This window comes from Micromonospora sediminimaris (genome assembly GCF_016863575.1).
Classification (GTDB): domain Bacteria; phylum Actinomycetota; class Actinomycetes; order Mycobacteriales; family Micromonosporaceae; genus Micromonospora; species Micromonospora sediminimaris.
On sequence record NZ_BOPD01000002.1, the window covers coordinates 223,551 to 236,254 of the forward strand.

Consider the following 12,704-nt stretch of genomic DNA (forward strand, 5'->3'; position numbering starts at 1 on the left):
GGGGATCAGCAGTAGAGGTTCGCTCCGGCGGGCACCCCGAGGATGCCCACGAACTGCTGGTACCGGGTGACCCGACTCTGCACCTGGGCGGGGTTGCCGCCGTTGCACTCGATCGAGCCGTTGATGCTGCGGATGGTCTGCCCGAAGCCGGCCCCGGTGACCATCGCGTTGTGCGCGGTCATCGTGCCGGGCCCGTGCTGCGTCATCCAGTACCAGATGGCGGTCTTCCAGGCCACGGCGGCGTCGTTCTGCACCAGCCACGGGTTCGTCAGCAGTGGCAGCCCGAGGGCGGCGCCGGCCGCGTTGTAGTTGAAGTTCCAGCTCAGTTGGATCGGCCCCCGCCCGTAGTAGGCGGCCTGGCCAGCCGGGCACCCGTACGGCTGGCCGCTGTCGCAGTAGTGCGGGTAGTTGGCGGTGTTCTGCTCCACGATGTGCACCAGGCCGCCGGTCTCGTGGTAGACGTTCGCCAGGAAGGCCGCCGCCTCCTGTCGCTGCACGGTGGCACTACCGGTGCGCGCGAACGCCGGGTAGGCGTTCAGCGCGTTGATCAGCCCGGAGTACGTGTAGAAGGAGTTCCGGTTCGGGAACATCTGACGGAACTGGGCCTCGCTGACCACGAAGCCACCCGGGTTGGTCGGCGGCGGGCTGCTGGTGGGCGGCGTGCCCGAGCAGGTGTACGGGTTCCAGTACCAGGTGCTGATGATCGGGTCGTAGCCGGGATTGTCGTGCTCGGCGATGTAGTACTGGCCGTTGGTGTACCGCACGATGCTGCCGGCCGGGTACCAGGTGCCGGCGATCCAGTTGGGATGGTTGCAGGTGCCGTCCGGGGGCGGCGGGGTGCTGCCGCCGCAGGCGCCGAGATCCTGCCAGACTCCGGTGGTGCCGGGCGGGGCCTCGCTCTGCGTCCACCACTTCGCCTGGTAGTTGCGGCCGTTGTGGGAGACCTGCATGCCCGAGGTGTAGACCGCGGCGGACTGCCACGGGGTGGCACAGGCGGCGGCGGAGGCGGCGGTCGACGGGATCACCGCCAGCAGCGCGCCGGTGAGCGTCAGTGCCGCGAGCGCGGCCAGGGCGCGCAATCTCGACATGCGATCACTCCTTTCCAGGGGGAGCGGTACGTCGAGAGCCGGAACGGTCATCGACGACTGTGATGGTAACACCCACTGTTCATAAACCTTACTATTAGTTCCGAGCAGTGAACCGGGCGTTGAGCCGGACCGATTGCTGTGGGATTCTTGGACGCCGATGCGTTGTCGCGCGTGTGAGTGACCGTCGCTCGATGGGCAACCGGGACCGTCACGGTTCCGGGGGGTGACGGCCGAAGACGGATTCGTCTCCGATCCATCGGCCCCGGGCCCGGCACGTCGGGCTCGGGGCCGGTGGGTCTCCGCGTGACCAACGAAGGAAGATCATGAAACTCTCGGACCGGCACGGGGTTCGACACCTGGCCCGACCTCGACCATCCGTCCGACGCGCGCACTCCCTCTTCGCGGTCGGCCTGCTGCTCGGCACGGCACTGGTCGGGATCGACCAACCGAACGCCGTCGCGGCGAGCACGTCGGCGGCGATCACAGTGAATGCCCGGGCCGGGCTGGCCACCGTGCCCGACACCGCGCTCGGCGTCAACCACGCCATCTGGGACTCGCAGCTGGGCACCACCGAGACGTCGGACCTGCTGCGGACGGCCGGTGTGCAGATGATGCGTTATCCCGGCGGCTCCTACGCCGACATCTACCGCTGGGAGGACCACACCGCGCCCGGCGGCTACGTCGCCCCCGGCACCGACTTCGACACCTTCATGGCCGGCGTACGGCGGGCCGGCGCCCAGCCGATGATCATCGCGAACTACGGCACCGGCACCCCGGAGGAAGCGGCCGAATGGGTCCGGTACGCCAACGTGACCAAGGGCTACGACGCCCGGTACTGGACGGTCGGCAACGAGAACTACGGCAACGGGCACTACGGGTCGGCGTGGGAGGCCGACCACCACCCCGACAAGAGCGCCACCTACTACGCGAACCTGGTGGTCGAGTACGCGGACGCGATGAAGGCCGTGGACCCGAGCATCAAGGTCGGCGCGGTGCTCACCATGCCGGCGAACTGGCCCGACGGGCTGACCGCTGGTGACGATCCGGGACCGTGGAACCAGACCGTGCTGGACATCGCCGGCCAGAAGATCGACTTCGTCGACGTGCACTGGTACCCGGGTGGCAGCGCCGCCGAATCGCTGCCCCGGACCAGCCACATCACCGACGCGGTCCACCTGCTCCGGGAGCAGATCACCAGGTACGCCGGCCCGGACGCCGGGCGCATCGGCATCAGCCTCACCGAGGTGAACGTCACCTCCCAGGGCATGACCAGCCAGCCGGCCGCGCTGTTCCTCGCCGACGCGTACAGCGGCCTGTTGGCCAACGGTGTGTTCACCGTCCACTGGTGGAACGTGCGCAACGGCATCGGTCAGGTGTCGACAGTGGCCGGGCAGACCGACTACGGCGACTTCGGCATGCTCTCCAGCGGCACCTGCACCTCGGACGGATCGGTCTGCGAGCCGCCGTTGAACACCCCCTTCGCCGCATACCACGGGCTGTCGATGATGAGCCGCTTCGCCCGTACCGGCGATCAGTTCATCCGGGCGGCCAGCGACGACCCGCTGGTCGCCGCGCACGCGGTACGCCGGGCCAACGGCGAGGTCGCGGTGCTGCTGGTGAACCGGGATCCGGACCACGCCCACGAGGTGACCATCGACTACGCCGGCTTCGCCCCGTCGAGTGGGGAGCCGACGGTGCACACCCACACCAACGGCGCCACCGCCATCACCACCAGCAGGTCCGGCAGCGCGACCAGTCGGACCCTGCCGCCGTACTCGCTGACCACGCTCGTGGTGCAGTCAGCCGCCCCGGCCACCGGGCACCCCGGTGCGCCGGGGCAGCCCACGGCCACCGAGGTCACCGACCGGACCGCGACGATCTCCTGGCCGGCGGCTACCCGAGGTGCGAGCCCGATCGCGAAGTACGAGGTGCACCGGCAGTACGGCGCGGTCAGCGAGCAGCTCGGCGAGACCTCGGGCACCTCGCTGACCGTCGACAACCTCGTCCCCGGGCGCAGGTACACGGTCAACGTGCTGACCCGGGACACCGCCGGCCGGGTCTCGTGGGCGTCGCCGCCGCTGAGCTTCACCACCGGCGCCCCGACCACCAGCAGCTGCGGCGTCCGCTTCACCCGCACCACGGACTGGGGCAACGGTTACGTGGCGAACGTCGACATCGTCAACAACACCGACACCGAGATCGACGGCTGGACGCTGACCTGGACCTGGCCGACGACGTGGCAGCGGGTGGGCAGCGGCTGGAGCGCGAACTGGGAGCAGGTCGGCACCACCGTCCGGGTCACCAGCACCGACGACAACCGTCGGATACCCGCCGAGGGTGGCACGAGCGCCGGCTTCGTCGGGGAGTACAGCGGACCGAACGTGACACCTACCGCCTTCCGGCTCAACGGCACCCTCTGCGCCGTGCTGTGAGGCCACCGGCGTCGTCGGTGGCGGCATCGCGCACCACCGACGACGCCGGGACTGGTGATTTTGCCGATGCGGGGCTGGTGGGACGCCCCAAACACTGATCGCAGTCGATACCACTCCAACCCAAGGGAGTATCCGACGTGCGATCTACCACCACCACCCGTCCCCGTTCCCTCTCCCTGCTGGCCCGGCTGGCGATGGCCGCCGTCGTGGCCACCGGTGGCGTCGTCGCCGCCTCGTCCCCGGTCCAGGCCGCCAACCCGTACGAGCGGGGACCGGCACCGACAAACGCCATCCTGGAGGCCAGCCGCGGCCCCTTCGCCACCTCGTCGACGAGCGTCTCCTCGCTGGTCAGCGGCTTCGGCGGCGGCGTCATCTACTACCCGACAACCACCACGGCGGGCACCTTCGGCGCGGTGGCCATCTCGCCCGGCTACACCGCCTCCTGGTCGAGCCTGGACTGGCTCGGCCCGCGGATCGCCTCGCACGGCTTCGTGGTCATCGGCATCGACACGATCACCCGGTTCGACCAGCCGAGCAGCCGGGGTCGGCAGTTGTTGGCCGCGCTGGACTACCTGACCGAGCGCAGTTCGGTGCGCGGCCGGATCGACGCCAGTCGGCTGGCCGTGGCCGGGCACTCGATGGGTGGTGGCGGCAGCCTGGAGGCTGCGGCGAGCCGGCCGTCGTTGCAGGCCGCCGTGCCGCTGGCGCCGTGGAACCTGACCAAGAACTGGTCCAACCTGCGGGTGCCGACGCTGATCGTCGGCGGCGAGTACGACACCGTGGCCTCGGTCTCGTCGCACTCCGAGCCGTTCTACAACAGCATCCCGGCCTCGGCGGAGAAGGCGTACCTCGAACTCAACGGCGAAGGTCACTTCTTCCCCAACACGGTAAACACCCCCACCGCCAAGCAGATGGTGGCCTGGCTCAAGCGGTTCGTCGACGACGACACCCGGTACGAGCAGTTCCTCTGCCCGGGGCCGAGCGGCCTGGCGATCGAGGAGTACCGCGACACCTGCCCGCACTGAGGTCGGTCCGGGGCGGTCGCGTCGCGTCCGCCCCGGCCGTCCGGCCGCCGGTCTTCCGTCCCGTGGACCGGCGGCCTTATATTGCATCAGCAGTGCAAAAATATTGGAGGTGGCGAGTGTCCGACCACACGGCCGACGGGTTGCGCGGGCTGGTCGCCGCGTTCCTGCGGACGCACGATCCGAGCGGTGACCGCACCGGCTTCCTGCGCGCTCGCTTCGACGCCGGACTGGCCTGGGTGCATCACCCGCCCGGTCGCGGAGGCCTGGGCGCACCGCCGCATCTCCAAGCGGTGGTGGACGACGCCTTCGCCGAGGCCGGTGCGCCGGACAACCAGCCCCGGCGCAACAGCATCGGGCTCGGCATGGCCGCGCCCACCCTGCTGCGGCACGCAAGCGAGGCCCAGTGCCGGCGCTGGCTGCGACCGTTGTGGACCGGCGAGGAGGTGTGGTGCCAGCTGTTCAGCGAGCCCGATGCCGGCTCCGACCTGGCGAGCCTGCGTACCCGGGCGGTGCCCGACGGGGACGGCTGGGTGGTCGACGGCCAGAAGGTGTGGACGTCGCTGGCCCACGAGGCGCGCTGGGCGATCCTGCTGGCCCGCACCGACCCGGCCGCACCGAAGCATCACGGCCTCACCTACTTCGTCTGTGACATGGCGGCGCCGGGGGTGCAGGTGCGGCCACTACGGCAGGCCACCGGTGAGGCAGAGTTCAACGAGGTGTTCCTGACCGGTGTCCGGATACCCGACACCCACCGCATCGGCGAGGTCGGACACGGTTGGCGGATCGCCCGCACCACCCTGATGAACGAACGGGTCGCCATCGGCGGCCGGCCGCTGCCCCGGGAGGGCGGGATGGTCGGGGTGCTGGCCCGGCTGTGGCGGGAGCGACCGGACCTGCGCACCGGTGGCCTGCACGAGGAGGTCCTGCACGCGTGGGTACGCGCCGAGGCCGCCCGGCTGGCCGCGCTGCGTCTGCGCCAACTGGTCGCCGCCGGCCAACCCGGCCCCGAGGGATCGGCGGTGAAGCTCTCCTTCGCCGAGCTGAGCCAGCGGATCAGCGGGCTGGAGGTCGAGTTGCGCGGCGCCGAGGGGCTGCGGCACGACGACTGGACGATGCGTCGGCCGGTGGCCCCGGACCTGCTCGGCCGCACCGCCACCTATCGATATCTACGCGCCCGGGGTAACTCCATCGAGGGTGGCACGTCGGAGATCCTGCGCACCATCATCGCCGAGCGGGTGCTCGGGCTGCCCGCCGAGCCCCGGGTGGACCGATGACCGATCTGCTCTACGACTCCGACGAGGAGGCGCTGCGCGGCAGCGTACGCGCCCTGCTGACCACGCACGCGCCGTGGCAGCGCATCCTCGCCGCCGTCGACGCCGATGCGCCGTACGACGCGGAGCTGTGGCGTCGGCTGGTCGACCAGACCGGGGTGACCGGCCTGGTGGTGCCGGCCGAGCACGGCGGCGCCGGGGCCGGGTTCCGCGAGGTGGCGGTGGTGCTGGAGGAACTGGGCCGAGCGGTCGCGCCGGTCCCTTTCCTGGGCACCGTCGTGGCCACCCGGGCGCTGCTCGCCTGCGGCGAGTCCACGCTGCTGCGTCAGGTCGCGGCCGCCGAACGCGACGTGGCGCTGGCCGTCGGTCTCGCCACCGCGCCCGACGCGGCTCCCGGCGCGGTCACCGCCGGCCCCGGGCCGACGCTGTCCGGCCGGGTGGCCGGCGTCGCCGACACCGCGCCGCGTGGCCTGCTGCTGGTCCCGACCGGCGACGGACTGTACGCGGTGGACGCCGCCGATCCGGCGGTGCGGACGACTCCCGTGGTGTCGCTGGACGCCACCCGGCCGCTCGTCGACATCGAGTTCACCGCCGCGCCCGCCCGCCGGGTCGCGGCGGGCGAGGTGGCCGCGACGGCGGTGCGGGCGGCGCTCACCGCGGGTGCGGCGCTGCTCGCCTCCGAACAGGTCGGGGTGGCGCAGTGGTGTCTGGACACGACGGTGGACTACGTGCGGCAGCGTCGACAGTTCGGCCGACCGGTCGGCTCGTTCCAGGCGGTCAAGCACCGGCTGGCCGACCTCTGGGTGGAGCTGACCGAGGCTCGGGCGGTGGCCCGGTACGCGGCCGCCAACGCCGCCGGTTCCGAGGCGTCGCTGGCCGCCGCGTTGGCGCAGGCGTACTGCGGCCCGGTGGCGGTCCGGGCGGCGGAGGTCTGCGTCCAGTTGCACGGTGGCCTGGGCTTCACCTGGGAGCACCCGGCCCATCTCTATCTCAAGCGGGCCAAGAGCGCCGCGATCGCCTTCGGCACCGCCGACCGGCACCGGGCCGCCCTGGCCCGGCTGGTCGACCTGCCCGGGCCGGGCACCGCCGACGGCGTCACGAGTCGCTGTACCGACAGGTAACAACCAGGCATCGAGGGTGTTGACGAAACACGCGAGAAACGTACACTCCGAGTGTAATAATGTGGCGGCGAGGCGAGGAGCGGGCTGATGGCGGACGGTCTCGCACTGCACCAGGTCGGCGTCCGCTTCGGCGGCCTCATCGCCCTCGACGACGTCTCGTTGACGGTCGGGCCGGGCGAGGTGGTCGGGGTGATCGGTCCGAACGGGGCCGGCAAGACCACGCTGTTCAACGTCGTCTGCGGCTTCGCCACCGCGCACACCGGCACGCTCACCCTCGACGGCCGGCCCTTTCGACCACGGCCGCACCGGCTGACCCGGCTGGGCATCGCCCGGACGTTGCAGGGCACCGGCCTGTTCGCCGGGCTCACCGTGCTGGAGAACGTGATGGCCGGGGCCACCCACACCGCCCGCACCGGGCTGATACCGGCCCTGCTGGGGCTGCCTCGCAGCGACCGCGACGAGCGCCGGCTGCGCGAGCACGCCCGCGCCGTCCTGGCCGACCTGGGCATCACGGAGTACGCCGACGCCGCGCCGGACACCCTTCCGTTCGCGGTACGCCAGCGGGTCGCGCTCGCCCGCGCGCTGGCCGCGCGCCCCCGGCTGCTGCTGCTCGACGAGCCGGCCGGCGGCCTCGGCGCGGACGACGTGGACAGCCTCGCGGAGCTGATCCGGGGGCTGCCGCACCGGGCCTCCGACCCCTGCGCGGTACTGCTCGTGGAACACCACATGGACCTGGTCATGGCGGTCTGTGACCGGATCGTGGTGCTCGACTTCGGGCGGGTCGTCGCCACCGGGCCGCCCGAGGCGGTCCGCGAGGATCCGGCCGTGGTGGACGCCTACCTCGGCGCGGCTCTCGACGAGGCCGCGTAGTGGCCGGCGACCTGCTCACCGCCGAGGCCCTGGCCGCCGGTTACGGGCCGGTGCCGGTGCTGCACGACGTCGACCTGCGGGTGCCCCCCGGCACCATCGCCGCCGTCATCGGCGCCAACGGCGCCGGCAAGACCACCCTGTTGCGCACCCTGTCGGGCATGCTGCGCCCGACCGCCGGTCGGATCCTCCTCGACGGCCGCGACCTGCGCGGCACCCCGGTCGAGCAACTCGTCCGGCGCGGCGTCGCACACGTGCCGGAGGGGCGCGGCGTGATCGGCGAACTCACCGTGGAGGAGAACCTCCGGCTCGGCGCGTTGTGGCGGCGGGACCGCAGCGACGCCGCGCGCGCCCTCGACGAGGTCTATCAGCTGTTCGAGCCGCTGGCCTCGCGGCGGCGACACCTCGGCCACCAGCTCTCCGGTGGCGAACGGCAGATGCTGGCCCTCGGTCGGGCGCTGGTCGGCCGGCCCCGCCTGCTGCTGCTGGACGAACCGTCGCTCGGCCTGGCGCCGCGGGTGGTGGCCCAGACCATGGCGTTGCTGCGCCAGCTGCGCGACGACACCGGGCTGACCGTGCTGCTGGTCGAGCAGAACGTGCGCAGCGCCCTGGCCGTCGCCGACCAGGGCATCGTGATGTCGCTCGGCCGGGTCGCGCTGGCCGCCCCGGCCGCCCGGCTACGCGACGACGCCGACCTGCGCCACGCCTACCTCGGATTCTGAAGCGCAAGGAGGACCGTGGACCGCTTCCTCTTCCTCACCCTCGACGGCCTGTCGAGGGGCGCGGTCTACGCCGCGTTCGCACTCGCCCTGGTGCTCATCTGGCGGGCCGGGCGGATCGTCAACTTCGCCCAGGGCGCGATGGCGGTGGCCGCCGCGTACGTCGCGTACAGCGTCACCGCCGTGACCGGCTCGTACTGGCTCGGCTTCGGCGCGGCGCTGCTGGCCGGGCTGCTGCTCGGCGCGGTCGTGGACGTCGCGGTGATGCGGCTGGTGGACCACCGGTCACCGCTCAATCCGGTGATCGTGGCGCTCGGGCTGGTCCTGCTGATCCAGGCGATCCTCGGCATGGTGTACGGCAACGAGTACCTGCCGGCCCGGACACCGTTCAGCCGGACCGCGCTGACGGTCGGCGGCACGGCCGTGCTGTCCCCGTACGACCTGTTCGTCTTCGCCACCGTCGGGGTGGTCGGCGCGGCCCTGGTCTGGGTCTTCACCCGGACGGCGATCGGGCTGCGGATGCGCGCCGCGGCGTTCGCACCCGAGGTGTCCCGGCTGCTCGGGGTGAACGTGGGCGGCATGCTCACCCTCGGCTGGGCGCTGGCCTCGGGCGTCGGCGCCCTGGCCGGGATGCTGGTCATCCCCACCGAACTGGGGCTGCATCCGCACGCGATGGACCTGGTCTTCGTCTCCGCGTTCACCGCCGCGGTGCTCGGCGGGCTGGACAGCCCGCCCGGCGCGGTCGTCGGCGGTCTCGGTGTCGGCCTGCTGCTGTCCTACGTCAGCGGGTACGCCGGCGGCGATCTCATCCCGCTCGCGGTGCTCGCGCTGCTGCTGACGGTGCTGCTGTTACGCCCCGGCGGGCTGTTCGCCCCGGTCGCCGCGAGGCGGGTGTGAGCGCCACCCGGGCGGCGACACCGCCCACCCGGCACGCCGCCGTCGATCCCGTTCGCCCCGGCCGGTCACTGCCGACCCTGGTGCGCCACCTCGCCGTCGCGACCGGCGTCGCCCTGCTGGTACTGACGGTCAGCTACCAGCTCGACTCGTTCCGCAACTACCAACTGGCCACCGTGGCCGCCTACCTCTGCGCCACCGCCGGACTGACCGTCCTGACCGGGCTCTGCGGGCAGCTCTCGCTGGGACACGGCGCGCTGATGGCGACCGGCGCGTACAGCCTCGCGCTGGCGCAGAACGCCTTCGCCGAGCGGGGCCTCACCGCCGGCGGGTGGCTGGCCGTGTCGCTGGTGGTGGCGGTGCTGGCCACCGTCGTCGTCGGCGCGGTCGTCGGGGTCGCCGCCGCCCGGCTGCGCGGGCCGTACCTGGCCGGGCTGACCCTGGCCGTGGCGGTGGTGGTGCCGGCGTTGACCGTCACCTTCGACGGGGTCTTCAACGGCGAACAGGGCCTGGCGGTGCCGGTGGCCCCGGCCCCGGCCGCGCTGGGCAGCTACTTCCCGCACGAGCGGTGGCAGCTCTGGGTGGCCGCCGCGGCGTCCCTGATCTGCCTGGTGCTGCTGGCGAACCTGGTCCGCAGCCGCTACGGCCGCTCGTTCCGGGCGGTACGCGACGACGAGGTCGCCGCCCGGCTGGCCGGTATCCACGTGGCGCGTACCCAGGTGGTCGCGTTCGTGGTCAGCGCGGCCAGCGCCGGCCTCGGCGGGGCCCTGCTGGCGGTGCTCGCGCAGAGCGTGTCGCCCGGCGCGTTCGGCCTGACGTTGTCGCTGTTCCTGCTGATGGCCGTGGTCATCGGCGGTCTCGGTCGGATCGCCGGGGCGGCCTGGGGCGCCATCCTGCTGGTCGCGCTGCCCGATCTGACGCATTCCCTGACCAACCTGTTCACCCTCTCGCCGGCCGCGGCGCAGCGACTGGAGGGCAACCTGCCGCTGGCGATCTTCGGCAGCACGCTGATCGCGGTCATGATCGTCGCGCCAGGCGGTGTGCAGGGGTTGTTGTCCCGGCTGGCCAGGGCGATGCGCGCCCGCTGGCCGGTCGGGCGGTCGTAACCGTCGCACCTACTCACCCCAACCATCCATTTCGCACTACCGGACCGATGAAAGGTCGGTGTCCCATGCGAAGCACGGCACGGCGCGGTCTCGTGATCGCCACCACTCTCACCCTGTTGCTCACCTCCGCCGCGTGCGGCTCGGACGACGGTCCCGGCGCGGGAGCGCCGGTGCCCGGCGTCACCGACTCGGAGATCGTCGTCGGCACCCACATGCCGCTGACCGGTCCGGCATCCGCCGGCTACTCGAAGATCGCCCCGGCGACGAAGGCGTACTTCGACTACGTCAACGCCAACGGCGGCGTGCACGGCCGCAAGATCACGTACAAGATCATGGATGACGGGTACAACCCCGCCACCACCCAGCAGGTCGTCCGGCAGCTCGTCCTCCAGGACAAGGTCTTCGCCATCCTCAACGGCCTCGGCACGCCGACCCACACCGGCGTGCTGGACTTCCTGCACACCAACCGGGTACCGGACCTCTTCGTCGCCTCCGGCAGCCGCAGCTGGGACCAGCCCGACCGCTATCCGAACACCTTCGGCTTCAACCCCGACTACACGGTCGAGGGCAAGATCCTGGCGAACCACGTGAAGACCACCCTGCCCGGTCGCAAGGTCTGCTTCCTCGGGCAGGACGACGACTTCGGCCGGGACGCGCTGGCCGGCGTGGAGAAGGTGCTCGGCGCCGACGGCGTGACCGACCGCCAGACCTACGTCACAAGCAATACAAACGTCGCGCCGCAGATCGGTGCGTTCAAGGCCGCCGGTTGCGAGGTGGTCATCCTGGCCACCGTGCCGGGCTTCACCGCCCTGTCCGTCGGCACCGCCGCCCGGCTGGACTTCCGCCCGCAGTGGGTGGTGTCGAACGTGGGCGCCGACCACCCGACGCTGGCTCGGCAGCTCGGCGACGCCGCCGGGCTGCTGGAGGGCATGGTCGGTCTGAACTACCTGCCGATGCAGAACGACGCCGACGATCCGTGGATCCAGTTGTTCACCAAGGTCAACACGGAGCACAACGGCGGCGCGGAGTTCGACGGCAACACCGTCTACGGGATGGCGGTGGGCTACCTGTTCGTGCAGGTGCTCCAGGCGGCCGGCAAGGACCTCACCCGGGAGTCGCTTGTCGAAGCCGTCCGCAAGGGTGGCTACCAGGGGCCCGGGGTGGCGCCGTTGCGGTTCTCCGCCACCGACCACTCCGGTTACGGCGGCGGCCGGCTGAGCCGGGTCGAAGGGGGAGAGCAGCGCTACTTCGGCCCGACGTACGAGACCGACGAGTCCGACGGGCCGGTCAACGAGTACACCACACCGCCGGTGCCGCCACCGGCCAACGGCGTGCCGAGCGCCTGATCCGCTCGCCCGGTGTGCACCGCCCGGCCCGATCCCGGTCGGTGCACACCGGCGAGCCGAGCCGGCCCGTGCCGGCTTGCCGAGATCCGCAGCGGCTCCGGGTGCGATCGGTCCGGCTCCTCCGGGCAGGTCTCGGCAAGCGCCTAGACTCGGCTCGCACGAAGGCGACGCCAGGGTGAGGGGGACGGCGGGGATGGTCAGTGCCGAGGCAGCCGGTCGGGTCGACGGGCGCACCGCCCGGGCCGAGCGCACCCGGGCGGCGATCGTCGAGGCGCATCTCGCGCTCATCTCCGAGGGAGACCTGCGCCCGACCGGTGAGCGCATCGCCGAGCGGGCCGGCATCTCCCTGCGTACGCTCTGGACCAACTTCAAGGACATGGAGACCCTGTTCGAGGCCAGCGGGGCGGAGCTGCTTCGTCAGCAGGACGCCGCGTGGCGGCCGATCTCGCCCAGCTTGCCGCTGGCCAAGCGGGTCGACGCGTTCTGCCGGCAGCGGGCGAAACTGCTGCAACTGATCGCGCCGTCGGCTCGGGCGGCACAGATGCGCGAACCGGTCTCCGCGCAGCTGCGCCGCAACCGCCTCAAACACATCGCCCGGGTACGCGACGAGGTCGAGCAGTTGTTCGCCGACGAGCTGGACCGTACCGGGCCGGCCCGGGAGCAGGTGGTCAACGCCGTGGTGGCGGCGAGCACCTGGCCGGCGTGGTCGACCCTGCGCGACGGCCTCGGGTTGGGCGTGGACGCCGCCCGCGCGGTGATGGCCCGCACCGTCGGCGCGCTGCTCGCCGAGCCGGCCGACCGCTGACCCGGGTCGCCGCCACCCGACAATTCCCTC

11 protein-coding genes are annotated in these 12,704 nt (G+C 72.0%); 10 read left to right on the forward strand and 1 reads right to left on the reverse strand.

Annotated features, from left to right (window positions below; all coding sequences use genetic code 11):
- Positions 1–5: 5 nt before the first annotated feature.
- Positions 6–1,088 carry a glycoside hydrolase family 19 protein gene (locus Vse01_RS00945; protein WP_093402226.1) on the reverse strand — a complete coding sequence of 361 codons (1,083 nt, stop codon included), beginning with the start codon at positions 1,086–1,088 and terminating at the stop codon, positions 6–8.
- A 323-nt stretch (positions 1,089–1,411) separates the two neighbouring features.
- On the opposite strand from Vse01_RS00945, the gene Vse01_RS00950 reads away from it, so the two are divergent.
- The 10 genes from Vse01_RS00950 (at position 1,412) to Vse01_RS00995 (ending at position 12,674) form a co-directional block, all read left to right on the forward strand.
- Positions 1,412–3,520 carry a cellulose binding domain-containing protein gene (locus Vse01_RS00950; protein WP_093402227.1) on the forward strand — a complete coding sequence of 703 codons (2,109 nt, stop codon included), beginning with the start codon at positions 1,412–1,414 and terminating at the stop codon, positions 3,518–3,520.
- 194 nt (positions 3,521–3,714) lie between these two features.
- Positions 3,715–4,545, forward strand: a complete 831-nt coding sequence (locus Vse01_RS00955) for an alpha/beta hydrolase family protein (RefSeq protein WP_093402464.1) — start codon at positions 3,715–3,717, stop codon at positions 4,543–4,545.
- Positions 4,546–4,661: 116 nt separating this feature from the next.
- Positions 4,662–5,819 carry an acyl-CoA dehydrogenase family protein gene (locus Vse01_RS00960; protein ID WP_093402228.1) on the forward strand — a complete coding sequence of 386 codons (1,158 nt, stop codon included), beginning with the start codon at positions 4,662–4,664 and terminating at the stop codon, positions 5,817–5,819.
- A complete protein-coding gene (locus Vse01_RS00965; RefSeq protein ID WP_093402229.1) occupies positions 5,816–6,937 on the forward strand; it encodes an acyl-CoA dehydrogenase family protein in 1,122 nt (373 codons plus the stop codon). The genes Vse01_RS00960 and Vse01_RS00965 overlap by 4 nt, the downstream gene beginning before the upstream one ends.
- An 87-nt stretch (positions 6,938–7,024) precedes the next feature.
- The gene (locus Vse01_RS00970; RefSeq protein WP_093402230.1) at positions 7,025–7,807 is read left to right on the forward strand and encodes an ABC transporter ATP-binding protein; all 783 of its coding nucleotides are present in this window, start codon (positions 7,025–7,027) and stop codon (positions 7,805–7,807) included.
- Positions 7,807–8,526 carry an ABC transporter ATP-binding protein gene (locus Vse01_RS00975; protein ID WP_093402231.1) on the forward strand — a complete coding sequence of 240 codons (720 nt, stop codon included), beginning with the start codon at positions 7,807–7,809 and terminating at the stop codon, positions 8,524–8,526. Before Vse01_RS00970 ends, Vse01_RS00975 begins: the two co-directional genes overlap by 1 nt.
- Before the next feature lie 15 nt (positions 8,527–8,541).
- Entirely contained in the window at positions 8,542–9,420 is an 879-nt protein-coding gene (locus Vse01_RS00980; protein ID WP_093402232.1) for a branched-chain amino acid ABC transporter permease, read from the forward strand.
- Entirely contained in the window at positions 9,417–10,523 is a 1,107-nt protein-coding gene (locus Vse01_RS00985) for a branched-chain amino acid ABC transporter permease (protein WP_093402233.1), read from the forward strand. Before Vse01_RS00980 ends, Vse01_RS00985 begins: the two co-directional genes overlap by 4 nt.
- 65 nt (positions 10,524–10,588) lie before the next feature.
- Positions 10,589–11,869, forward strand: coding sequence for an ABC transporter substrate-binding protein (locus Vse01_RS00990; RefSeq protein ID WP_093402234.1), 1,281 nt, complete (start codon positions 10,589–10,591; stop codon positions 11,867–11,869).
- Positions 11,870–12,062: 193 nt separating this feature from the next.
- Complete coding sequence (locus tag Vse01_RS00995) at positions 12,063–12,674, forward strand: TetR/AcrR family transcriptional regulator (RefSeq protein ID WP_093402235.1); 612 nt, start codon at positions 12,063–12,065, stop codon at positions 12,672–12,674.
- The last annotated feature ends 30 nt before the right edge of the window (positions 12,675–12,704 follow it).